Annotated in this window: 25 protein-coding genes and 1 riboswitch; of the genes, 24 read left to right on the plus strand and 1 reads right to left on the minus strand. The window is 29.1% G+C overall.

Annotated features, from left to right (window positions below; all coding sequences use genetic code 4):
• The first annotated feature begins 10 nt into the window (after positions 1 to 10).
• From asnS to S100390_RS01320, 20 genes are all read left to right on the plus strand, one after another.
• Entirely contained in the window at positions 11 to 1,378 is a 1,368-nt protein-coding gene (asnS, locus tag S100390_RS01225) for an asparagine--tRNA ligase (protein ID WP_070406489.1), read from the plus strand.
• 122 nt (positions 1,379 to 1,500) lie between these two features.
• Positions 1,501 to 1,818, plus strand: coding sequence for a helix-turn-helix domain-containing protein (locus S100390_RS01230; protein WP_070406490.1), 318 nt, complete (start codon positions 1,501 to 1,503; stop codon positions 1,816 to 1,818).
• 162 nt (positions 1,819 to 1,980) lie between these two features.
• The gene (locus S100390_RS01235) at positions 1,981 to 2,469 is read left to right on the plus strand and encodes a hypothetical protein (protein WP_070406491.1); all 489 of its coding nucleotides are present in this window, start codon (positions 1,981 to 1,983) and stop codon (positions 2,467 to 2,469) included.
• On the plus strand, positions 2,469 to 2,945 hold the full coding sequence (locus S100390_RS01240) for a hypothetical protein (RefSeq protein WP_070406492.1): 477 nt from the start codon (positions 2,469 to 2,471) through the stop codon (positions 2,943 to 2,945). The genes S100390_RS01235 and S100390_RS01240 overlap by 1 nt, the downstream gene beginning before the upstream one ends.
• The gene (locus S100390_RS01245; RefSeq protein WP_156768767.1) at positions 2,945 to 3,436 is read left to right on the plus strand and encodes a hypothetical protein; all 492 of its coding nucleotides are present in this window, start codon (positions 2,945 to 2,947) and stop codon (positions 3,434 to 3,436) included. The genes S100390_RS01240 and S100390_RS01245 overlap by 1 nt, the downstream gene beginning before the upstream one ends.
• Positions 3,437 to 3,468: 32 nt before the next feature.
• On the plus strand, positions 3,469 to 4,290 hold the full coding sequence (locus tag S100390_RS01250) for a hypothetical protein (RefSeq protein ID WP_070406494.1): 822 nt from the start codon (positions 3,469 to 3,471) through the stop codon (positions 4,288 to 4,290).
• A gap of 219 nt (positions 4,291 to 4,509) precedes the next feature.
• Positions 4,510 to 5,985: a hypothetical protein gene (locus S100390_RS01255; RefSeq protein WP_070406495.1), complete on the plus strand. Its 1,476-nt coding sequence runs from the start codon at positions 4,510 to 4,512 to the stop codon at positions 5,983 to 5,985.
• Between the two features lie 483 nt (positions 5,986 to 6,468).
• Positions 6,469 to 6,759 carry a 30S ribosomal protein S16 gene (rpsP, locus tag S100390_RS01260; RefSeq protein ID WP_197490520.1) on the plus strand — a complete coding sequence of 97 codons (291 nt, stop codon included), beginning with the start codon at positions 6,469 to 6,471 and terminating at the stop codon, positions 6,757 to 6,759.
• Between the two features lie 30 nt (positions 6,760 to 6,789).
• Positions 6,790 to 7,041 (plus strand): hypothetical protein, encoded by a 252-nt coding sequence (locus S100390_RS01265; RefSeq protein ID WP_070407245.1) that lies wholly within the window; start codon positions 6,790 to 6,792, stop codon positions 7,039 to 7,041.
• A complete protein-coding gene (gene rimM, locus S100390_RS01270; protein WP_070406497.1) occupies positions 7,042 to 7,533 on the plus strand; it encodes a ribosome maturation factor RimM in 492 nt (163 codons plus the stop codon).
• Positions 7,534 to 8,259, plus strand: a complete 726-nt coding sequence (trmD, locus tag S100390_RS01275) for a tRNA (guanosine(37)-N1)-methyltransferase TrmD (protein ID WP_070406498.1) — start codon at positions 7,534 to 7,536, stop codon at positions 8,257 to 8,259.
• Between the two features lie 35 nt (positions 8,260 to 8,294).
• On the plus strand, positions 8,295 to 8,651 hold the full coding sequence (gene rplS, locus S100390_RS01280; RefSeq protein WP_070406499.1) for a 50S ribosomal protein L19: 357 nt from the start codon (positions 8,295 to 8,297) through the stop codon (positions 8,649 to 8,651).
• Between the two features lie 65 nt (positions 8,652 to 8,716).
• A complete protein-coding gene (locus S100390_RS01285) occupies positions 8,717 to 9,565 on the plus strand; it encodes a ribosome biogenesis GTPase RsgA (RefSeq protein ID WP_070406500.1) in 849 nt (282 codons plus the stop codon).
• A gap of 55 nt (positions 9,566 to 9,620) precedes the next feature.
• The gene (ylqF, locus tag S100390_RS01290) at positions 9,621 to 10,499 is read left to right on the plus strand and encodes a ribosome biogenesis GTPase YlqF (protein ID WP_070406501.1); all 879 of its coding nucleotides are present in this window, start codon (positions 9,621 to 9,623) and stop codon (positions 10,497 to 10,499) included.
• A 3-nt stretch (positions 10,500 to 10,502) separates the two neighbouring features.
• The gene (locus S100390_RS01295; protein WP_070406502.1) at positions 10,503 to 11,126 is read left to right on the plus strand and encodes a ribonuclease HII; all 624 of its coding nucleotides are present in this window, start codon (positions 10,503 to 10,505) and stop codon (positions 11,124 to 11,126) included.
• Between the two features lie 77 nt (positions 11,127 to 11,203).
• Positions 11,204 to 11,941, plus strand: coding sequence for a DNA-processing protein DprA (locus S100390_RS01300; RefSeq protein WP_070406503.1), 738 nt, complete (start codon positions 11,204 to 11,206; stop codon positions 11,939 to 11,941).
• A gap of 124 nt (positions 11,942 to 12,065) precedes the next feature.
• Positions 12,066 to 12,163, plus strand: a riboswitch (purine riboswitch).
• A 114-nt stretch (positions 12,164 to 12,277) separates the two neighbouring features.
• A complete protein-coding gene (hpt, locus tag S100390_RS01305) occupies positions 12,278 to 12,796 on the plus strand; it encodes a hypoxanthine phosphoribosyltransferase (RefSeq protein ID WP_070407246.1) in 519 nt (172 codons plus the stop codon).
• Positions 12,797 to 14,335 (plus strand): glutamine-hydrolyzing GMP synthase, encoded by a 1,539-nt coding sequence (guaA, locus tag S100390_RS01310; protein ID WP_070406504.1) that lies wholly within the window; start codon positions 12,797 to 12,799, stop codon positions 14,333 to 14,335.
• A gap of 297 nt (positions 14,336 to 14,632) precedes the next feature.
• Entirely contained in the window at positions 14,633 to 15,220 is a 588-nt protein-coding gene (locus S100390_RS01315; protein ID WP_070406505.1) for a hypothetical protein, read from the plus strand.
• Between the two features lie 367 nt (positions 15,221 to 15,587).
• Positions 15,588 to 17,093 carry a uracil-xanthine permease family protein gene (locus S100390_RS01320; RefSeq protein WP_070406506.1) on the plus strand — a complete coding sequence of 502 codons (1,506 nt, stop codon included), beginning with the start codon at positions 15,588 to 15,590 and terminating at the stop codon, positions 17,091 to 17,093.
• 68 nt (positions 17,094 to 17,161) lie between these two features.
• On the opposite strand, the gene S100390_RS01325 is transcribed toward S100390_RS01320, so the two are convergent.
• Positions 17,162 to 17,989, minus strand: coding sequence for a serine protease (locus S100390_RS01325; RefSeq protein WP_070406507.1), 828 nt, complete (start codon positions 17,987 to 17,989; stop codon positions 17,162 to 17,164).
• Positions 17,990 to 18,249: 260 nt separating this feature from the next.
• Between S100390_RS01325 and S100390_RS01330 the strand changes: the two genes are divergently transcribed.
• The 4 genes from S100390_RS01330 (at position 18,250) to pstB (ending at position 25,533) form a co-directional block, all read left to right on the plus strand.
• The gene (locus S100390_RS01330) at positions 18,250 to 21,204 is read left to right on the plus strand and encodes a chromosome segregation protein SMC (protein ID WP_070406508.1); all 2,955 of its coding nucleotides are present in this window, start codon (positions 18,250 to 18,252) and stop codon (positions 21,202 to 21,204) included.
• 92 nt (positions 21,205 to 21,296) lie between these two features.
• Positions 21,297 to 22,619: a phosphate ABC transporter substrate-binding protein gene (ptsS, locus tag S100390_RS01335; protein WP_070406509.1), complete on the plus strand. Its 1,323-nt coding sequence runs from the start codon at positions 21,297 to 21,299 to the stop codon at positions 22,617 to 22,619.
• A 2-nt stretch (positions 22,620 to 22,621) separates the two neighbouring features.
• Positions 22,622 to 24,724 (plus strand): phosphate ABC transporter permease PstA, encoded by a 2,103-nt coding sequence (gene pstA / locus S100390_RS01340; RefSeq protein ID WP_083258384.1) that lies wholly within the window; start codon positions 22,622 to 22,624, stop codon positions 24,722 to 24,724.
• Positions 24,724 to 25,533 (plus strand): phosphate ABC transporter ATP-binding protein PstB, encoded by an 810-nt coding sequence (gene pstB, locus S100390_RS01345; RefSeq protein ID WP_070406510.1) that lies wholly within the window; start codon positions 24,724 to 24,726, stop codon positions 25,531 to 25,533. The genes pstA and pstB overlap by 1 nt, the downstream gene beginning before the upstream one ends.
• Positions 25,534 to 25,550: the final 17 nt, after the last annotated feature.

Below are 25,550 nucleotides of genomic sequence, written 5' to 3' on the forward strand. Positions count from 1 at the left end.
GAGACAAATAATGACAACAGTTTTACAATTATATCAAAACGAAATTCAAGATCAAAGTGAAATTACAATTTTAGCATGAGTACGCTCAAATCGGAGCGGTGGAAAACTAGGGTTTTTAATTGTTAATGATGGAACTATTTTTGATAATGTTCAAATTGTTTATAAGGCAGAACAACTAACTAATTTTTTAGAACTTAGTGGAGTTCGTATTTCATCGGCAGTAAAAGTTACAGGAAAATTTTGTTTAACACCAACCGCGAAACAACAATTTGAAATTCAAGCAAGTAATATTGAAATTCTTGACCAAGCAAGTGAAGATTATCCGTTACAAAAAAAAGAACATACTTATGAATATTTACGTGAAATTGCGCACTTGCGGGCAAAAACTAATACTTTTAATGCAATTTTTCGAATTCGTAGTAGTAGTGCATTTGCAGTTCATGAATTCTTTAATAAGAATAATTTTATTTATGTTCATACACCAATTATTACAAGTAATGATGCTGAAGGAGCGGGAGAATCATTTGTTGTCACAACAAGAACCGATGATAATTATGCTGAGGATTTCTTTGGTAAAAAAGCAAGTTTAACTGTTTCAGGTCAACTTCATGCGGAAGGGTTTGCCCAAGCTTTTCGCCAAGTTTATACTTTTGGTCCAACCTTTCGCGCTGAAAATTCTAATACAACAAAACATGCTGCAGAATTTTGAATGATTGAGCCAGAGGTTGCCTTTATTGATTTAACCGAAAATATGGACTTGATTGAGACAATGGTGAAATATATTATTAATTATTTATTTAATAATAATCGTCGTGAACTTGAGTTCTTAAATAATAATGGTGATAATCAGTTATTAACAAGGTTGCAAAATGTTGTTGACAATCAATTTGTACGTCTTTCATATACCGAAGCAATTACAATTTTACAAACAGCGGTAAAGAATGGCCATAGGTTTGACAATGCTGACATTTTTTGGGGAATGGATTTACAAACTGAACACGAAAGATATTTATGTGAACAAGAAACTAAGAAACCAACTTTTTTATTTAATTATCCAAAAGAAATTAAAGCTTTTTACATGAAAGTTAATGATGATAATAAGACAGTAGCTGCTTGTGATTTGTTAGTACCAGGAATTGGTGAATTAGTAGGAGGAAGTGTTCGTGAAAATAGTTATGATAAGATTATTGCACGTTGTCATGAATTACAACTTCCAACATCAGATTTACAATGATATTTAGATTTACGAAAATATGGTTATTATAAAAGTGCTGGATTTGGGCTTGGGTTTGAACGGTTGGTAATGTATGTGACAGGAACATTGAATATTCGTGATGTGATTCCTTTTCCACGCACTCCCCGTAATTTATTATTTTAATTTGATGCATACAAAAATTTTATTTAACAATAAAATTTTTTTTCTGTTATAATTTTAGCATTGCATAGATAAAGAGATATATTATTTAACTTAGTTATTTTTTATATGAAAGGAATATATAAATGAACGAAGTTATTAAGCAATTACGGATCCATAAGGGTTTAACCCAACGTGAATTAGCAAAGATATCTGGCTTACAACAATCAACAATTTGTCGAATTGAAAAAGATTGTTCAAAAACTAGTTGAAATAAAATTTTGAAATTACTAGTTGCATTAAAATTAGATGTTAAGAAATTTATTGATAAACTATCAACATATAATGAAAATAAGGTATATGAATTTTTATCCTTAATTATTGATAATCCAAAAATTCGAAAAGAACTTGATCGGAACCCACGAGTATTAGCGTTAAAGGTTTTACGAATTTTTACTAATTAATTTAAAATAGTTAGATAATATTGTCTTACCGTGCAGTTGAATCAACTATGAAGAAAAATGAAGACCAAAAGGGTCTTTTGTCTTTTTCCGCCCTGTTTTTGTAAATTAATGATATAATAATAAAAGAATAGTTATTAATGTCGTGAAATAAGGAGCAAAGCAGTGAATTGGGATTATTATTTTATTTTTGATGGAAATGGAACAACACAAACATTGCGTTGCATTTGCAAAACGGCCGCTGATGCAAAACAAGCATTGGAAGATTGTTATTTAGATAATAAATATAATACTGATATTGTTAAGCAAATTTCATTCTGCTTAATTTTTACCTTTGATAATACAACTGATAATTATGAATTAAATAAACGCGCAACGGAAGAATTCATTAAAGAATTATCGGTTTGTCAGCAATGCAACCGCGTAAAAAGTAAATTAGATCGTCATCACCTTTGTTCAGAATGTGAAAGTGAATTATTAGGAGTTGAAACATTTCAATGTGATTTGTGTAAAAAACACCGGCTTGTTCGTGATGATTTTAACCGTGAATTATTTGGCAAATTATTAGTTAATAATAAAGAATATCTTATTTGTTTTAAATGTGCAGAACAAAATTATCATCAATCACCACAACAAGAAAGGATGAAAACATAGTGAATGAGACTAAGAATTTATATATAGTGTTTTACACTGAAAATGCGCTTTATCCAGATCAAGCTAAAGTTGTGAAAATTTTTACGAACCAAGCAGAAGCTAACAAATATTTGTTAACAAAAGTGACTTTGAATGGTAAGAAAGTTTCAAAAGATAATAAATGAATTTTAAAAGTTTATGGTTATGTTGGTTCAAATGATCGTTATGAATATTCAAAATGAGAAACGGGTCAATTTAAAAATGACATTGGTAATTGTATTCATTGTCATGAATACTTTTTGCGGGAAAATAATGCAAATATGTGTGAAAAGTGTTTGGGGCAAGTTAAACAAGGACTAAAAGAATGCGAAGTTTGTCATAACTTTTTTAATCCAGTCGGAATTAAATTTGTTTCAAATGGGGATGTTTTTCCATCTTTAGCTTGTTCTGATTGTTCTAAAACATTAATTAAAAATTTGCAAATTACAATTAAATAATGAAATATCTTTTAAAACCAGGGGATATTGTTATGGCTGACCATTTCGATAAATTTCAAAATTGATCACGTCATCCCTTTATTATTATTGGCCTTGATGAACAATATGCGTTGGGATTACAGTTTAGTTCTGTTAAAAAAGGAACTGGAAAAGCAATTGGTTATTTTGATAAAATGATTTTAGATACAATGTATCAATACGAAGCATTACAGACAGGGATAAAATCTTTTGACGAACTTTGGGAAAGTTTTTTTAAAACAAGTGAGAGTAAATTTGAAACAATTGATTTAGACCATGAAGATGGGTTTGAATATTGGTCGCGAGCTAATTTGAATGATTTATATTTATTTGATTTAGAAGATGCTTCTGGATACCACTTTGATCAAAAAAGTAGTGTTTTCCCAGCAACCTTTCAAATCATTATTGACAAATTAAAGAAATACCAATGAGAAAGTGACATCGTAACAAAAATATTACAAAATATTAAGTAAAAATTAGTTAATCTAATATCGGAGGTTTTTGTATGTTTAAATGAAATAATAAAATTTTATTTTATGTCCGCTTAGGAACTTTGTTATTAGTATTATCCTTTTTAATTGTTGATTTAGTTTTAACAATTATTGATCCACTACCACAATTTAGTGGGTTAGGTTATGCGGAACGAGTATCAAATTATTATGCTTTTTTTACAACGCAAACAAATTATATTGTTGCGATATATTTTTTTATTTATTTATTTGAAGGTAAGTTTGCAAATCGAAGCCCTAGTTACTTAATAAAATTAGCAGTTACAACATATATTACAATTACAATGTTAGTTTTTTGATTAGGAATTTTTACAAATACGCAAGATGCTAATCAATATGATGCTTATTCATGAATATCAACGATTGTATTACATTTAATAATTCCAATTAGTATGATTATTAGTTATATTTTAACATCGGGGAATTTTCAATATAATCTTAAAAAACATCATAAATTGGCATTATGATTAATTTTAATTTATCCAATTTTATATTTTATTGTTATTTTAATTCGTGGTACACTACGTTATTTAGACCATAGACCACTAAATACATGATATCCATACTTCTTCTTAAATGTTTATCAAGAATGAGGATGATTAATTTTAATCTTTGCTTTCATTTGCATTTTAATATTATTTATTGGTTTACAATATTTATATATTTTTTTAAATAATAAATTATATCATAAGTATCATGGCCAAACATTGAATAAACGGGTGAATGAAAAAGTATTTGGGATTAAAGAAGATAGTGTAACATTACAAAACAAAGATGTTTTTATACCACAAACATTATTAAATATTTTTTATAAATAAGATGTTTTATTTTAACAAAAAATTGTTATAATAAATTTATGAAAACGATGAGAAATTATTTTTATTTTAAATCACTGTATTTTACTTTTTGACCATAAATTACTTACACTCTGCAAATGATTACCGAATATATTATAGTAATCATTTTTTTATTGTTAAATTTAGTAATTTTGGTAGGGTGGTTGGGTTGTATAGAATAAAAGGAATATTAATATAGATATGCAAAAATTATTAGTATGATTAGGAACAATGATAATTGTTGGAAGCGGAATAGCAAATGCTACTGCTAATAGTAACCTGTTAGGGAGGAAAGACCCTATTATTAATAACAATTTATCAACTATCCAAGGCATAAAAACTGATGTTGAGGAAGTTAATTGAAAGCAAGTTGATGAGTATTTTAAAAATCTACATAAACAATCTTCGAACAAAAGTTCACGTGAAAAAAAGATGTTTGAATTAGCAAGTGATTTTGGTAGAAAAAGTGTAAAAAAATATCAAACAATGAAAGTCCAGTCTTTTAATAACTTATTTGATAGTATGATAAATGATTTTCGTAAAGAATTTCCAAACTTTAGAAATCTTTATGACAAAGAAGTACAAAAAAATAATAAGGGAACTAAGTCATTTGATTCAAATTCAACGGTAAATCCTAATGAATTTATTAATAATACAAATTTTAGTAATACAAATAAAGATAAACAAGCTGCATTAGAATATTGAGATAAACTAAATAATATAAATACAGGATTTAAAACGGCAACTGCCATTGTGGCAATTGCAGCAGCCGGTTTTTGAGCGGCAGCCTGATTTTTTGGAATTAGTGTACCATGAGCAATTGCGGCGACTGTTGTTGCAGCATCGTTGGGTGTTACAACGGCGGGAATATCCTATTATTTAGCTCTGCATAATGAGTATGTGGACAATATTATTAAAAGTATTAATATCACTTTATCTATTAAAACATTAGCGCATAGTTTTTGAGATATTATTTTTCCAATTTTAACAGCTAATGTGACAGTTGCTAGTGGAACATCGGTAGTAATGCCGGCTTTTACTACAATATTAGCAACAACTTCTGCTTTTTATGCCTGAATTTTAGGAACAAATATCTTTTTGGAAGCAGAAAATAATGAAAAAAATAAGTTAAAGATAGAAGAAGGAAAATTAAATCCAAAAATCGATTTTAAAAAAATAGGATTTATGAGTACAGGCACTACAAGGGATTATTTTAATATTAAATTATTTAAGTGAACGGATTATGCTACTTCATGAGAAGAATTTTTAAAATATTATAATTATATTAATCTAAATAATTCAACTGCTAGCTCTGGTGGGCAGGGAACAACAGTTGAACGAGTGAATATTGGTTTGTCAACAAAATTAATTAGTTCTGCAAGAATTGATAAAAATAATTATTATAGTAGTAGCAAAAATTATTTTAAACAAAATTTAATAAGATATGAATACCGCTTTATTGTAGCTTATCAATCATCAACAATAGATATGTATTTATATCGTAGTGGGGATGAAATTCATGGCTTTTTAAATGTTGGGACACAAAGTGCTAATGCTGTTTATCGAGTATGAAATTCATTAAAAGTGGCATCATTTGATGTTACAAATAAAGATTTTTATGATCCAAGTAACAGAGATAATTGATGAAAAGAGATAATTAAAGGAATAATCGGATAAAATTATATCTTTAACATTATCAATATTTATAAAAACTAAAACTTTTTAAAACTTTGTTTTTCACAACAAAGTTTTTTTATTTAAGATATTAAAACTATTTTATATAAATAATTTAATTGGTGAAACTGATGGGTAAGGAAAAATAGTTAAATAAACAAATATTAAATTAACAACAAATATTAGTAATAATAGTAATTATTTTAAACAAAATTTAATAAAATATTAATATCGGTTTACTGGTTTACTATAACTTGTCAGACATCATTAATACATATGTATTTATATATCGTAGTGGGAATGAAATTTATGGCTTTTTAATAAAGATTTTTATTAATTAGAAATTATTAAATATTTCTTCTTGTTATTTTTGCCAAATAAAAAACTGTTAAGTTAAAAAACTTGACTCTTTTCTTAATTAGGGTATGATATATAGGATGTTAAGTTTCATAGTTTAACATAAGAAGAGAATTAGAAAGGAAAAGATTAATGGTAAAATTACGTTTAAAAAGAACAGGTAAAAAGAAAGCAGCTTTTTACCGAATTGTTGCAACAGATGCTCGTGTCAAGCGTGATGGAGAATATATTGAGTTAATTGGGACGTATAATCCTATAAATGGTGATGTGAAAATTGACCAAGATATTGCTTACAAATGATTATCAACAGGAGCGCAGCCAACTGATACCGTTCGTAATTTATTAAGTAAAGAAGGTTTAATGACTAAATTACATAATGAAAGACAAGTTTCAAAACCCAAAAAAAGCACAAAAAAATAGTTGTTGTTTAAAATTTCAACAATAAATAATATGTACATTACAGAACTTAAAAATTTAATTGAACCGTTAATTTCTCAAGACGATAACGAATTATATTATGAAATTCGACAATTGCCAGAAACAAAAACCGGTGAAGTTGACTTATTAGTAATGTGTAGTGAAGAAGTTTTTGGGTATGTTGTTGGTAAATCAGGATTGATTGCTAATAGTTTGCGAACATTATTAAATATTAGAGGACAAGTTGATCAACATAAAGTTAATATTAAATTTGAGGTTTTTTAAATGGAAGATTTACTAAAAATTTTTAAGATTAATAAACCACATGCAATTAAAGGGGAAGTTAAGGCAACCTTATTAGTTAATATTAAAGATGTAAAACAGTTAGTTAATAAGTTAATGTTTCTACAATTGCCACTGCTTTATCAACCAGTAACATTAATTAAAATTACGCCCACTAATCATGGATATATTCTGAAGTTTAAAGAGTTTAGTAATATTAATGAAGTGATGATCTTTAAAGAATGTTATCTGTTATGCCAAAAAACAGATTTGGAACTAGCAACAGTTATTAGTCAAGAAGATTTAACTAATTTTGAAGTTTTTTACCAGAATGTTGTAATTGGAACATTATTGCATCAATTTGAAACAAAAGCACATGTTGTTTTTGAAATTAAAAAAACTGATGAGACAAAAATGATGATTCCATATGTTGATGAATATGTTGAACAAATTGATTTTATTCAACAAAGAATAATTTTAAAAAAGGTGATTTAAATGAAACAGTTTATAGTATTAACTTTATTTCCAGAAATGTTCAGTAATTTTTTAACAACATCAATTATTAAAAAGGCTTTAGCAAAGAAACTGGTTGCAATTAATATTGTTGATATTCGTGATTATAGTATTGGCAAACATCACCAAGTTGATGATTACCAATATGGTGGTGGTGAAGGAATGGTTCTAATGATTGAACCATTAGTTAAAGCTATTAAGGCTCATCAAACTAAAAATACTACTACTATTTTATTATCACCTCAGGGAAAACAATATAATCAACAGCAAGCACAACAGTTTGCAAAACAAGAACAGGATTTGATTTTAATTTGTGGTCATTATGAAGGTTTTGATGAAAGAATTTTACATTATGTTGATTATGAATTGTCGATTGGCGATTATGTTTTAACAGGTGGAGAATTAGCAAGTATGATTGTAATTGATAGTGTTGCAAGACTATGCAGTGATGTTATTAATGCACAATCACATCTTAATGATTCTTTTACAAATAATCTCTTAGATTATCCTGTTTATACAAAACCAGTTGCATATGATGGGCATCTTGTTCCTGAAGTCCTGCTAAGCGGTCATCACCAGAACATTACACAGTGACGAGAATATGAGGCGTTAAAAAAAACTTGATTAAAACGGCCAGATTTATTGTCAAAAATAACTTTAACACCACAACAAGAAATCTTATTAACAAAAATTAAAAACGAAAAATAAAATAGGTTTATTAACCGTAGAAAGGAAGAATAGTTATGAATATGCGTTTAACAGAAGAAGTTACAAAAAATCAACTTCGTACTGATTTACCTGAATTTTCTTCAGGAGATACTATTAAGGTTCACTATAAAATTCAGGAAGGAAATAAGTTTAGAATCCAGATTTTTGAAGGAGTAGTAATTAAGTTACAAGGTAGTGCCATTGCTAAATCAGTTACAATTCGTAAAATTAGTAATGGTGCTGGAGTTGAAAGAAATTTTCCGTTACATTCTCCTCTAATTGATAAAATTGAAGTTGTAAAATATGGGCGTGTTCGTCGTGCTCGTATTTACTATATGCGAAATCGTGTTGGTAAAGCTGCACGGATTAAAGAAATTATTAAAACTAAATAAATTAAAAAGACTGTTAAAGTCTTTTTAATTTTTACTAAATTATAAAACAAGGAGGAAACACAATTATGTGTGACAATACGTTTGAAATTCCAAGTGAATTTATTAAAAATAATAAAAGAGCTGATAAACTAGCATTAACAGCAGACGTTATTATTGAAGTTGTTGATGCAAGAATTGCCTACTCTGGTGCTAATCTCTTGAATTATGCTAAATTAGAACAAGCAAAAAGAATAATCCTTTTTTCAAACACGCAGAAAGCTGATGTGGAACAAACAAAAAAATGAATGCAATATTATCGTGATCAGGGAATTTATTGTCAAATGTTATTAAGTCCCGATCAGCAGAGTGAGGAAGAATATCAGCAGTGTCTTAAGGGATTTAATGCCTTTTTAAAAGATTATGTTGATAAAAAAATATTAATCATTAGTTTACCACACAGTAATAAAGAAATTTTATTAGCAAAGCTATTTAACAATAGTGAAAGTTTTGAAAAAGCAAGATTAGCATTATTTGGTCGTGAAAAAGTTCATCGTTATAATAATGTTGAATTTATTGACACAGCACCGATTACTGGTGTTAATTTCAATACACCAACTGTTTATTGAAATACCCAAATTTTAGGAATTTTTGATATTGAGGATAACACAGAAGTTGTGGCCATTAAAGCCTTTAAATTATTATTAACAAAGTATCAAGAAAAATTAGAAACAGCATATAGTGTCCGTGTTCAATTAAAAACATCTGTTGATGAACTTGTGAAAGAGTTTATTAAGTTAAAGTCAGCAAATGTTTCATTACCAGAAGGTGAAACAACGGATAATTTATTATTGTGTGCTGATTTTTTAGCAGATCTTCAAAATGGCAAAAAAATCCCAGCAGTTTCATTAGAATGAGTTGAGGACTATTTTAAATAATTATTTTTAAAATAATAATTTAATAAAGGAGCATATTAAAAAGGGGGAAAAGAAGATGTCAACAAATATTCATTGATTTCCTGGTCATATGGCAAAGGCAATTAAACAAATTGATGAACAAAGTAAATTAATTGATTTGATTATTGAAATTGTTGATAGTCGAATTCCTTTTTCTTCTGCCAATCCTTTAATTGATAGATTACGGGGTTCAAAACCAAAACTAATTATTTTAAATAAAAAAGATTTAGCAGATCCAATCGTAATTAAAGCGTGGCTTAGTTATTATGAGCACCAGCAAATTGCTGTTTTACCATTAGATAGTAAACACACTAAAATTAATAAAATTATTGTTGAAAAAATTTATGCTATTTTAAACCCTAAAATTGTACGCGATAAAGCACGAGGAATTAAAACGCCAAAGTTAAAAGTATTAGTAACAGGGATTCCAAATGTTGGGAAGTCAACTTTTATTAATGCTTTAGTAAACCGTAATTCAGCGCGAGTTGGTAATAAACCAGGGGTAACAAAAGGTCAACAATGATTAAAATTAAATGAACAAATTGATTTAGTTGATACACCTGGGATTTTATGACCAAAAATTGAACAACAGCAAGTTGCTCTTAATTTAGCATTTACTCGGGCAATTAAAGAAGACATTTTACCAAAGGAAGATATTTGTTTGGCAGCGGTTAAATGAATGTATCAACATTACTTTTCATTATTAGTAAAACAATATCATTTATTGCCAACTGATCAGTTTGATGTAACTAACGAAGTTGAATTGTTTCGTTTACTGTTAACAATGCAAAAGAATCGCTTTCATAAAGTTGATGAGGACAATGTAACGAACATTGTAACTGATTTTTTAAATAAATTATGAAATAATGAATTTGGATTAGTTTCATTTGAATTTCCCCCAACAAAGGAAAGATAAATTATGAATATTTTTGAGCAGAAGATTTTAGCAATATATCCACCAGAAACAATAATGGCAGGAACAGATGAAGCGGGTCGAGGTTGTTTAGCGGGACCCTTAGTTGTTAGTGCCGTTATTTTACCAACTGATTATTTCAATCCAGCAATTAAAGATAGTAAAAAGCTAACTGTAAAACAACGAACAATGTTGGCAACAGAAATTATGAATGTTGCTATTAGTTATACAATTGAAATAATGTCAGTTAAAATGGTTGAGACACTGAATCCAAAACAAGCAAGTATTATTGGTATGCAAAATGCCATTGATAAGTTAACGGTTAAACCAGCCTTGATTTTAACTGATGCTGAGAAATTAGCACCATCTTATCATTATCAAGCAATTATTGATGGTGATAATCTTTCACAATCCATTGCAGCAGCTTCAATTTTAGCAAAAGTAACGCGGGATAATTTAATGTTAGAATACGATCAAACATATCCGCAATATGATTTTAAAAATAATAAAGGTTATGGGACTAAAAAACATTTATCTGCTTTACAAAAATATGGAGTAACAGCAATTCATCGGAAAACTTATCGTCCGGTTCGGGAAATTATTTTAAAAAATAATGTTATTGATAAATAAAAATTAAAAAAGTAAAATTCTTCGTGTTATATTTTTTATGTTAATAAGATGCTATTTATTAATAGAAAGGAAGCAAAATGCGTCGAGTTTTACTTTTTTTTGCATTAAAATATGAGGGAAATTGACTTAAGATTTATCAAGCATTAGAAACAAAAGAGAAAATTGCTTATGAAGATTTAATTGATATTGAAGCAAAAATTACTTGTCGGTATGTTACAATTATTGATCAGGATTATCCGAAAGCTCTTTGTAATATTTATCGGCCACCTTTTGTATTATTTTATGATGGTGATTTAACGATAGTTAATAATAAATGTCATAAGTTAGTAATTTGTGGAACAACAAAACCTGACGAAACAGGATTATTGATTACTAAAATGTTAACAAAAAAAATTATCAAACGAAAGTTAACTTTAATTGTAATGCTAGAAAAAGGAATTAATCAATGTGTTATTGAAAATCTTGGATTGGGCAATAGTATATTAATAATTAAAAAATGGCAAGATTATAATCACATTAGTAAAAAATATCCCGATGTTAAATTTCAAATCATCATTTCTGAATCATATGATGGAAATTTTAAAAAGACAAAGTATGAACTTTATCGAATTATGTCAGGTTTAATGGATGGTCTTATTATCGTTCAATCAACACCCGATGATGATACGCACCGCCTTGTTGCATTAGCAAATCATGATGGTAAAGAAGTCTTTTGTTTTCCCGAACGAATTACAATTGCTAATAAGAACAATAGTTTTATTAAAAATGGAGCACAGTTAATTGAAAGTGCTAATGATATTTTTTGCAAGCTATAATGTTTTATTAGTTTTTTATTTTATTGGAACATTTTTTAAATTAAAGGCATAATCAATTATAAATAAGATAGGATATAATTCAAAAATTATCTTGCATTAATAGCAATAATAAGTTATAGTTGTTGTGTGATAAAAATAAAATGCTTATATATGTTAGTGTTATGGACTAATGTTTCTACATCTTACCGTTATTAAGATACTATAGGTCATGAAGATTCTTTTGTTTTATTTTCTTAATTTAACAAAAATAATTTGCATAACCTATTTAGAATTAACTAATGCAGTTTATGCTTTTATTTTTTTTTATTTTTGTAAAGGAGATTATTAATTGTGCAAATGGAAAAACTAGAATTATATCTTTCTGAAGCCAAGATTCAGCAAGGAATTAAAACTTATGCGGAAAAAATTAATACGTTATATGCTGGAAAAAAATTATATTGTGTTGGTTTGTTGAATGGGGCGTTGTTTTTTATGAGTGATTTGTTAAAACAACTTAAAAATTATATTGTTGTTGATACAATGAGTGTTTCAAGTTATGAAAAAACAAATTCAACTAACAATATTACAATTCATAAAGATATTTCAAAAGATATTACAGGTCAGGATGTTTTGTTAATTGAAGATTTAATTGACACGGGTCAAACATTATCGGTTGTGATTGAAAAACTGCAAGCAAAAAAACCAAATAGTTTACGAGTGGTTTGTTTAGCAGATAAAATAGAAATGCATCCGGACTTTAAATATGATTATGATGCTTTATTTACATTCCCAAATGAGTTTGTGGTTGGTTATGGGTTCGACTATGATGATCAATATCGTCAATTACCCGATGTATATATTTTTAGAGGTGAATAAATGAAAACAGAAAATAAAATTATTATCTTAGATTTTGGGTCGCAATATACGCAACTAATTGCCCGTCGAATTCGTGATTTAGAAGTATATTGTGAGGTGTGACCATATAATACACCATTAGAAAAAATCAAAGCAACTCCAATGAAAGGAATTATTTTATCAGGTGGTCCTGCTTCAGTTTATGCTGATGATGCCTTTTTAATTGATTCAGAATTACTTCAGTTGGATTTACCAATTTTGGGAATTTGTTATGGGATGCAGTTAATTAGTCATTTGTTTGGTGGAAAAGTTCAACGAGCAGCAAAACAAGAGTTTGGTTTTTCAGAATTAGTTATTGATGATCAACATGATTTATTTGCTAATGTTCCAGTTAAATCACAAGTATGAATGAGTCATGCTGATCACATTGAAATGATGCCAACAGATTTTGTTCAAATTGCCCATAGTGCAAATTCAGTTAGTGCAATTAGACATAAAACCAAAAAAATTTATGGGTTACAATTTCATCCTGAAGTAACTCATACTTTAATTGGTCAACAATTATTAAAAAATTTTGTTTTTAAAATTTGTAAATGTGAATCAGATTGAAAAATTTCAGAATTTATTACTATGTCAATAACTGAAATTAAAACCAAAGTTGGGACTGACAATGTTGTTTTAGCAATATCGGGAGGGGTTGATTCTAGTGTTTGTGCTGTTTTATTACATCGGGCAATTGGTCAACAACTAACTTGCATTTTTGTTGACACGGGATTATTACGCCAAGATAGTGGTTGAAATGATTTACAAAAGTTTCAAAAACAATTTGGTTTAAATATTTTAAGAATCGATGCTAAAGAAAGATTTTTAACAGCGTTAAAAGGAGTTAATAACCCGGAACAAAAACGAAAAATTATTGGAAACTTGTTTATTGAAATTTTTAATGAAGAAGCCCAAAAAATTAAAAATGTTAAATGATTAGGACAAGGAACGATTTATCCCGATGTCATTGAATCGGTATCAGTGAAAGGACCTTCAGCAACAATTAAATCGCATCATAATGTTGGGGGATTACCAAAAGATTTGCCTTTTCAATTAATTGAGCCATTACGTGAGTTATTTAAAGATGAAGTTCGTAAAACTGGGGAAGCATTAGGGATTGACCACAAATTTGTTTACAAACATCCTTTTCCGGGACCAGGTTTAGCGGTTCGTATTATTGGGGAAATTACATCCGAAAAAGTAACATTATTACAAGCAGCTGATCAAATTTTTATTGATGAATTATATAATTTTAATTTATATGATCAAGTTGCCCAAGCCTTTGTTGTTTTATTGCCAGTTCAATCAGTTGGGGTAATGGGGGATGTGCGAACATATGGTTATACTGCTGTTGTACGAAGTGTTGACACAACTGATTTTATGACAGCAAATTGAAGTCGATTACCGTTTGAATTGTTAGAAAAAGTTTCGTCACGAATTGTTAGTGAGGTTCATGGTATTAATCGTGTAACTTATGATATTACTTCAAAACCGCCAGGAACAATTGAATGAGAGTAGCAATTACAATATTGTTTAACAAAGAAAGTATTAGGATAAAAATGGGAGAATATTAGAAATATAACCTGTTTTTTTTTTTTTTTTTGATATAATACCAATATATTAACCTACTAATTTAAAAATATAAATAATATTAATTAAATAAAAACAAAACAAATAACTACACTGTTGGATTAGAATTTATTGTAGAGTTATTTTTTTGTACACAATGTTTAACTTTGTTTTATAGAAACTATATTATATTTTTTATATTGGAATATTAAATAAATAAAATTAAAAGGAAAGAAGGACAATAAAATGAACAACATATTAAGTATTTTAGGGGCAATGGCAGTTGTTGGCTGTGGAGTACCCAGTGTTATGACCAACAGTGCACATTATATAGATAAAAATATAAGTATTTTACACACTAATTATCCTACTACCGATCAGAATTTTCATTCAACAGCTGAAGTACAATTAGATCCAGCGATAAGTGCTGGTGAAATTGATCCAAGAACTATCAATACTTGGGTTTCTACGCCAGGAAATCCTAGTAGACTAATAAATAAGGTTCATATAAAAGGCTATTTTGCAATCATTGATTGAACTAATAAAAAAGAATATCGAGAAATTACTATTTTAAAAGACTTAAATAAGTCTACTGCTAAAAAACTGATATTTACGTATTATGATGAAGCACAATATGGCAGTGATTCTGACCCTAATGGATATAGACTTGGACAAATTAAAGTTAATGTTACAATAGATCTTATAGAACCAGCAGATAATGATTATAAGGTTACAATTGAACACGAGGCTATCGGAACTGTGCGAGGAAATACACACCCACTTCGCATAACAAATTATATTAGTAATGTTATTTTTCAAGATTATTCAGAATAATTTATTGGTTTGCTAATTTAAGGATTTTTTGTTCTGATATCAATGATTAAATTAAAAAAGTGAGAGTTAGCCACTCCCTTTTTTATTGTTTAATAAAGAATATTATAAGGCAATAAAAAAGGGGATAAATTATTTGCAAATTATTTTAAAAATGATATTATTTATTTTAAGAATGTTGAGGTATAAAATGCAAGTTAAGATGCTACAAGAATTTAAAACTTTTTTACAAAAAAATAAGTTAATTCTTTTTGATATCTTTAATATTCTACAAATTAAAAATATAATGAAAATTAATAATGCAATTTACTAGTTGGTAATACTTACAAACTAGTTTTTTTATGCAATTTTAACAATGAAAGGAGAAAAAATGGAGAAAGAACAAATTACAAGTATTGATAATAATGTTAAATTATTATTAGCACCACATGAACGGCCAAAAAGTTTTTTACAATGATCAATTTTATCATTACAACATGTTTTTGCAATGTTTGGTTCCACGGTATTAGTACCCCTGATTATTAACCAAACGGCAGGTGTTGAGGTTATGAATATTTCAATGGCCTTATTTTGTTCAGGGGTTGGAACATTAATTTACATTGCTATTACAGCAGCAAAAGTACCAATGTATTTAGGAAGTTCCTTTGCTTATATGGGGGCAATGGGAGTTTGTTATCCGCTATATGGCAATGCAATTTTTATTGCTGTTATGATGGTTGGAGTTATTTATATTACATTTGGAGTTTTAGTATACTTTATTGGTAATAAATTTTTAGAGCGACTATTACCAGCAGTTATTGTTGGACCATTAATCATTATTATTGGAATGTCAGTTGCTCCGAGTGCTATTAATAATGCTGGATTTAATCCAACGGCTTGAAAAGAAAGTTATTCACATTGAATCGGGATTGGAATTGCAGTTTTTACTTTTTTAGTAACAGCAATTATTTCCTTAAAATGTAAAGGATTTGCAAAAGTAGTGCCAGTTATTATTGGTGTTGTGATGGGTTATTTATTGTGTGTTATCTTACATTTTGCAATTGGAACCCAATATCATATTTTAGACACTTCAAAAATTAGTGACCCAAGTCAATGACAATGATATCCTTCTTTTAAAAAGATTTGAGATTTAAAAGCAAATAATATTGGACCAGCAATTTTAGCAATTAGTCCCTTGGCAATTATTGCCATTGCTGAACATATTGGTGATCATATTAGTATGGGTCAAATGACAGGTAAGAATTTTGTTAAAGATCCTGGAATGCATCGAACATTAGTTGCCGATGGAGTTTCAATTATTTTTGATGGATTAATTGGAGGGCCCGCAAACACAACTTATGGTGAAAATGCATCAGTTGTTGGAATGACAAGAATTGCTTCCGTGTGAGTAACGGGTTTAGCGGCGCTGTTTGCGATAGTATTATCTTTTATTGCTCCCGTTAATCAGTTGGTACAGATGTTACCAGGTCCAGTTATGGGCGGGATTAGTATGATTATGTTTGGATTAATTGCTACGAATGGAATTCGTGTTTTAATTAATAATCGGATTGATTATACAAATATGAAAAATGTTTTTGTAACAGCAATTATGTTAGTTTTAGGATTGGGCGGAGCAATTTTTAATTTTAATATTGGTAGTGGTAATTTACAATTTACGGGTGTTGCTTTAGCTGCTTTTGTTGGAATTTTCTTAAATTTACTGTTGCCAGATCATCAAAATAATGGTTTTTTATGGTGAGAAAAGATTAAACTAATTATTAAAAAGAAAAAAGAACAACGCTCAATCAAAATAAAACAAAAAAATAAACAAAAAGAAAAAATAACCCAAGACCAAAAAGCAAACAAAAATAAGAAGTTTGATAAGGAAAAGGAATAAATTATAATAAAAGAAAAAAGCAATGAAAATTGCTTTTTTTAATGTATTTTTGAATGTGAATGTGTTTATTAATTATTTTTAATAATGTTTTGAATCCAGTCACTAAAAGCCCCAACAGCCGTAAAAACATTTGGCAATGGTGTTGTTCAGTCATAAACACCATGACTAACAATTCCCTCTGTTACTCAATGGTTATTAATTTTTTGAATCACAGGACCACCACTATCACCAAGAGCACCACTTATTCTTTTCCCTGTAATTGTTCCACCTAAAAAATCATAGTTTTGATCAAAATTAGAAATTTGGTATTTTGGATCTTTGGCAATTGCTGGATCTTGAATTGGCATTAAAGCTTTTTTCATATGTGTTGGTCAAATTGCATGACCTTGAGAATCAACGCCACTAATTCCAAATCCAGTTACAGTTGCATTTTGCCCTGGTTGGGGAATTTGCAACTTACTTGCAATTTGAATTGGTGTAATATCAGTTACTGGATGATTTAATTTAACCAAGGCAATATCTTTTGTCATATCATAATGAATACCACCATAGACAAAATATTGATTAGCATATACTGTTTCTGGTTGATAAGGTTTTATTGTATCATAAATACCAAAGGTAATTTGCATTGGCATTTGTGCAAATTGAAAATCACTAGCAACATGAGCAGCTGTTAAAAGTCAATTTGGGGCAATTAGAACACCACCACCTGCACCAGTGGTTGTAATTGGAGCACCTTTGGCATTTATAAGACCATATCATGGGAATTCACCATTTTTAACGTCAACACCATTCGTGACTTTAACATTATTATTTTTATTATTGATAACGATTGTACTAATTGTACTTGTACTAGTCATTGCTAAACTAGTAAAAAGAACCAGTATCTTTTTCATAGTTCCATCTTCTTTCTTAAATTATTGGTTCTGAGGTGAGGGTGGTTAATCCTCACTTATTTTATAACCGGCTTCATTATATGCTTAATAACGTGCAAAAAAATTGTTTTATCTTTTTTTATTGTAAAAATTATTTCCATAATTTTATTTTTTATAAATGATTTTAAAAAATTTAGTTGCAAATAGTTAACTTTTGTAGAATAATTAATAAGGAATAATTCGGTTTGTTATTAGGTTGAATTTTAAGGAAGTGAAAATCAGTGTTATTTTTGAAAAAACTGGAGGCTTTTGGATTTAAGTCATTTGCTGACCCATTAACTGTTAATTTTGATCATGAAATGATTGGAATTGTTGGTCCTAATGGGAGTGGAAAATCAAATATTAATGATGCAATTCGTTGATGTTTAGGTGAACAATCAATTAAATCACTTCGCGGAAATAATAGTGAAGATGTTATCTTTAATGGTTCTGAGACAAAATCAGCTTTAAATATGGCAGAAGTGAAATTAACTTTTGATAATACAAAACGGATTTTTGCAATGGATTATGATGAAATTGAAATTATTCGTCGTGTTTTTCGAGGGACAGGAGAAAATGAATATTTTATTAACAAACAACGTGTGCGCTTAAAAGATATTCAAGATTTTGCGATGGATAGTGGTTTAACAAAATCATCATTAGCTATCATTTCGCAAGGAAATATTAATGGTTTTGCAGAAGCAAAACCATTAGAGCGGCGTGCTTTGTTTGAAGAAGCGGCAGGAGTTGCAAAATATAAACGACGCAAATTAGAGTCATTAAAAAAATTAGAACGTTCAAATGAAAATTTGGCTCGTTTAAAAGATATTTTAAATGAAATTGAACGAAAGTTGCCAAGTTTGAAACGACAAAGCGAAAAAGCTTTAAAATATACTGCTTTAAAAGACAAATTGAATGAAATTGAATTAGCAGTTTTAGTTAAAGATATTACTTTTTTTAATGATAAATTACTTGAATTACGTGAACAACAAAAAACAATCACAAGTACCAGACAAGAAGCTGATCGTGAATTAAAAAATAACGAAATTGAATATAATGAATTAAATAAAGAAAATTTTAACTTAGATACAAAAATTAGTGTCTTAAGTAAAGAATTTCAGAGTTTGGTTTCAGAAATTAGTGACTTAAAAGTACATAAAATTGAATTAGATAATAAAGAAGTTGCTTTAAAAATGTCAAATAACGATATTACAATTACTAATATGCTTAGTGATTATAATGAATTAACTTTTAATCTACAAAATGAACAAGAAAAATTAGAGATTTTGGAAAAACAACAACTTGAATATCGCACTAAGCGAAATGATTTTAATGCAGCCCAAGCTAAATTAAATGAAGATTTAGGATCAATTAATAAAACAATTGTGCGTTTAGAGAGCGATTTAGAACGAGCACAACATAAATTTGAAAATCAAGATAATTTACATGAAGGGGTTAAAAATATTATTAATAATAAAAATGTTTTGCCAGGTATTATTGGATTAGTACAAGAAGTAATTAATGTTGATGACAAATATGAACAAGCAATTGTAACAGCTTTAACGGGACGGTTGCAAGACATTTTAGTTAAAAATGTTGATAGTGCGAAACGAGCAATTTTATATTTAAAACAAAATCGTGCTGGACGAGCAACTTTTATCCCATTGGATGTTATTTCACCACGTTATCTTAGCGGTGATGAAGAATTTGTGATTAAGTCAGTACCGGGATATTTGGGACTTGGAAATAATTTAGTTAAAACTAGCAAGGAATATCGTATTGCGATTGATTATTTATTAAGTCGTTATATTATTTGCAATGATTTTGATAGTGCTCAAGAAGTTGGAAAATTAACAAAATATCGTTACAATATTGTTACTTTAGATGGCGAAGTAATTCGCCCCCAAGGTGCTGTTTCGGGTGGGTCGCGCCGTGCCAAAATGACAATCGTGAATCCGGAAAAAGAACTTAATGAGATTAACGGGAAATTAGCACTTAAAGGTGATGAACAACAAGGAATCATCCAACAATTAAGTACAATTCGTCATCAATTGGATGAAGTTAATGAAATTATTGCTGAAAGCCAAGCTTCAATTGGGGCAGCAAAACGGCAAATTGAAATTATTAAACATGATCAGATGAAATTACAAAGTGAATATCATTTGTTGACAGCAAAAAATATTGATGAAACAAAATTAGAAGAAAATCAAGAAATTTTGAATATTGTTGATAAAATTCAACAAAAAGAACTTTTAAAAACAAAATTAGAACAACAATTAAATGTTGCACGTAGTTTAAAAGATAAACAATCATTTAACATTAATGAATTGAATAATTATATTTCAGAAAAACGTTATTATGTTTCCGCGTTACAAGAACAAATTAGTAAAATTAATACTGATTTATCAATTATTAATGTTAAAATTCAACAAAATTTAACACACTTAACAGAAGAATATCAGATGACATATGATCATGCCAAAACATTGGAATTAAAAGTAATTGATAACGAAGACTTAATTCGGGACGAAATTAAACAATTACGAAGTGATTTAACTCAAATTGGTAGTGTTAATTTAGAAGCAATTGATGAATATAAGGAAGAATATGAACGTTTTCAGTTTATGAATAATGAGTATAATGATTTATATGCTTCTGTTAAAAATTTATTAAAGTCAATTGATGAAATGGATGCTATTATGGAAGAACAATTTGACAAAACAATTAAAGAAGTTAATAAGAATTTACCATCAACCTTTGAAGTTTTATTTGGTGGTGGGTCGGCAAAAATTATTTATACTGAACCAGAAAATTTATTAGAGACTGGTGTTGATATTAAAGTATCACCACCCGGGAAAAATATTACTAATTTAAATTTATTATCTGGTGGTGAAAAATCATTAGTTGCATTGTCAGTTTTATTTGCGATTTTAAAAGTCCGTCCAATTCCATTAGTTATTTTAGATGAAGCAGAAGCACCATTGGATCCAGCAAATGTTGAACGTTTTGCTAAATATATTCGTACGTTTGTTGAAACAACACAGTTTATTGTTGTTACTCATCGAGTTGGAACAATGGAAAATTGTGATGTGTTATATGGTGCAACAATGCAACAAAAAGGGGTAACTAAGATTGTAGGAATTAAATTGCAACAAGCAGAGGAAATGATTAAAGATTTTGAAAATAAAAAAGCATAAGATATTTTATGATTTTTTATTTTTTTTGATACAATTAATGTAAACAAATGAGCAGAGTTTAAGATATATCACAGCAGGAGGAAACTTAACGGATGAAGCCAAACGAATCTACTAAAGCTGTTTCAAAAAAGAAAGAAAAGAAGAATTTCTTTAAAACTTTAGTAGGAGAGATTAGCAACCATAAAATGATTACTTTAATTGGTTTTGTTTTAGTGTTAGTAATATCAATTGTTATTTGAACAGTTGCTTCTGCGAGTAACGTTATTGTTGCGGGGGGAAGTACCTCTGTTGCACAAGTGATGGCAAATATTACTGAACAATATAAACGTGATAAAAAAACAGACATTTTATATAATTCATTAGGAAGTGCAGCTGCCTTAGTTGGGGTTAAAGGTGAGGCTTATGCTTTTGGCTTTTTATCAAAAGATGTTAATTCAACGCCAACCCAAGGCGATAATCATGCTAATGCACAACAATTATGAGAAGACTATCAAATATCTCGTTTTGTATTTGCCCGTGATTATATTGTATTGTTTTATCATTTACCAACTGGTTGTCAAATTGATCCTAAGCAACACTCATTACAATTTAAAAGTTTTTATGGCGGAGAAGGAACAGAATTAATTCGTCGAATTTATACTGACCCTAACTTCACTTGACAACAAGCTTTTGGTTCACAATTAGCTTGTAGTAGTGGCAGCAATAAGTTTTATACTTTAACACGAGAAGCAGGAAGTGGAACAAGAGATTTCTTTGAGTCAGCAGTAATCCAAACCAAAAACTATGATACAAATCAAGTTGCGGCTTCAAACGGAGCAATGTATCAAGCCGTTTCAACTACACCAGGATCGATTGGTTTTATTTCATTTTCCTATCTTAAAACAATTATTGCTGATAACCGTCTTGGAACACAATCAATTGCTAGTGTAATTGGAAAAAATACAACCGTACCTGAATTACCATATAAAATTGTTGATGAAAACTTAGAATTTAATCCGGCGTATTCTTTAACGCGACCATTTACCGGAATTATTAATTATCGTGGGTCGCAATTTGACCGAGCATTAGCTTTTATTGCTTGAATGTTAGATCCGTTGCCATATGCAAAAACAAAAAAATATTTGCGTAATGGGCAAGTTAATCCGTATTATGACCCAAATTTTAAATTAAGTGCTCATGATGCAGCATATTGATATATTGAAGAGGGAGAAGAACCGTTAACATTTGATGATATTTTCTTTCGAAAATATAATAATAATACAGAATTTGCAAAAAGCGGGAAAACAACACCTGATGAAAAAGTACCTTGGAATTTTAAAACAAACTATAGTAGTATTTGAGATACTATTTTACAAAAATTCCCTGGTACATATCAGGCGTATCCTGGTTATGAATATAACGGATTGGAGAACTAACGATGGCAAATAAAGATGTTAAAGAAGTTATCACAGCAGATAAAAAACCAATGCGGGAAAAAATGCGTATGTTACGCATTCGTTTTGCCAATAATTTTCGTGGCCGAAAACAGCTGATTGATTTTGGGTCTAAAATTATTATTTATAGTTTTGCGATTTTAACAATTTTAATTTTATTAACTTTAGTTGGCTTTATTATTTATAAATCAATTTATTTCTTCCAGCATTATCCTGGTGGTTTTTGAGGATTTTTATCGGGTCAAACATGAAATGCTAATAATAATCAATTTGGAATTTGACGAATTATTATTGCAACTTTCTTTGTTTTGTTAATTGCTTTACTTTTTGCAATTCCGTTAACAATTTTTTCTTCGTTATATATTTCAGAATATTTAAGTCCAACCCTTAAACGCCGTGTAATAGGAATTATTCAATTACTGGCAGGAATTCCTTCGGTTGTTTTCGGGTTATTTGCCTTGGCTATTTTGGGACCATTATTTATGTTAATGGGAGCACCATCAACATCAAACTTGTTGGTGACATCAATTACATTAGCATTTATGGGTTTACCAATTATGATTTCTTTATCAATAAATGCGTTAGAAAATGTTCCTGATTCATATCGTTTTGGGTCATTGGCATTAGGATTAAGTAAAACCCATACTACTTATCGAATTGTGTTACGATCAGCATGGTTTAAAATTATTACAGCCATTATGATGGGGGTTGCACGAATTATTGGAGAAACAATGGCTGTTATGATGATTGCTGGAAATGCACCTGATGGATTAAAAGTTGGGAATGGTTTTCTTAATTTTATTTTTTCATCAATTGCAACATTAGCTTCAACTATTGGGTTAGAAATGTTAGAAAATTCTGGGCCAATGCATGAGTCAGCTTTATATGCTATTGGGTTAGTTTTGTTCATCATTGTTTGTATTATTAATATTTTCATTATTTCATCACAAGCGTTTAATAAACGTAAACGAAATTATCATACTCGTAAAACAACAAAAAGTTTGCGTTTAAGCAAATCATATAATGGTAATAAAATTAATAAATTATTTTATGAACGAATTGAAAAAACACGAGGAATTAAAAAATTTAAAGATGGTTTAGGAATGTTCTTTTTAATCTCATCAACAGTAATTGTTGTATCCTTCACCTTAATTATTTTAATTACTATTATCTGAAAAGGACTATTTGGAATGGTTTGGCGAGACTTAATTTCTACATCAACATTTGATGGTAGTGCTGGGATTCTTTCAACCTTTCTTGTTACTTTGTTATTAGTTATCTGTTCAATGATATTTGCTGTGCCGTTAGGTTTAATGGTTGCCATCTATTTAAATGAATATGCTCGTCAAAGTAGTGTTTTTGCTAAAGCAGTACGCTTTGCAATTGATGTTTTATCATCAACACCAAGTATTATTTATGGAACATTTGGATTAGCATTTTTTATTGGTGTTTGTCGGTTGCCGTTATCGGTTTTAGCATCAGGATTAACTTTAACAATTGTTATTCTACCAATTATGATTCGTAGTATTGAAGAAGCTTTAGCGGGCGTTGAAAATTCAATGCGAAATGCTTCGTTAGCGCTAGGCGCAAATAAAACAGCAACAACCTTAAAAGTTGTTTTGCCAAATGCAATGCCAGGAATTGTAACAGCAATTATTTTGGCAATTGGGCGAGTAATTGGGGAATCAGCACCAGTTTATTTAACATTAGGAACGGCTGTCCGCTTGCCAATTGCAGGGTTTATGTCGCCAGGAGCAAGTATGACAACTCAAATTTTAATGTTATCCAAAGAAGGAGCAACTGCTGATGCGATGCGAATTATGTTTGAATTAGCTTTTGCAATTATGGTGTTAATTTGATTATCAAATAGTTTTGCTCATATTTTAGGGAAAAAATTTGCTCCAAATTATGTTAAAATTGGATTTAAGCAGAAGTGAAAAATGCGAATTAATAGTTTGAAATTTTTCTTTTCAAGGGAAAACTATCTCCATCAAAAAGAGAACGTTAATAATTTTTGAAAGAAATTTGTCCCTAAGAAAAAACAAGCAGCAAAAAAAGACAAAGATGATAAGAAGGGAGAACAATAATGGATCCGAAAGTAATTATTAATAATCCAACATTTGATTCATCAGATAATAATCCAGATTTAATTGAAGTAAAAAATGTTGATTTTTTCTATAAAGGAAATAAACAGGCCCTTTTTAACATTTCAATGAAAATTAAAGAAAATACGGTAACTTCTTTTATTGGATCATCAGGGTCTGGGAAATCAACATTATTACGACTATTTAACCGGATGAATGATGTTGAACCCAAATCGGTTGTTAAAGGTGAAATTCTAATTAATGGGAAAAATATTTATAGTCCTGAAACAGATATTGTTAAATTACGAACTGATATTGGAATGGTTTTTCAGAAACCTTCACCATTTCCAATGTCAATTTATGATAATGTTGCTTATGGACCACGAAACCAAGGAATTCGCGATCGAAAACTGATTAATAGTATTGTTGTTGAAAGTTTAAAACGAGCAGCATTGTGAGATGAAGTAAAAGATAATTTAAAAGATTCTGCTTTTGCTTTATCGGGGGGACAACAACAACGATTGTGTATTGCTCGTGCTATTGCAATGAAACCAAAAATTTTATTAATGGATGAACCAACAAGTGCGTTAGATCCAATTTCAACATCAAAGATTGAAGAATTAATTACTCAGTTGAAAAAAGATTTTACAATTATTTTAGTAACGCACCATATGCAACAAGCAGCCCGAGTTGCTGATTATACTGCTTTTTTTGCAAAAGGGAAATTAATTGAATATAATAAAACTAAGATTATTTTTTCACGTCCGGCTAATAAAAAAACTGAAGATTATATTACTGGTCGTTTTGAATAATGATTAAAAGGAGGGAA

The organism is Spiroplasma sp. NBRC 100390 (assembly GCF_001886495.1).
Classification (GTDB): domain Bacteria; phylum Bacillota_I; class Bacilli_A; order Mycoplasmatales; family Mycoplasmataceae; genus Spiroplasma.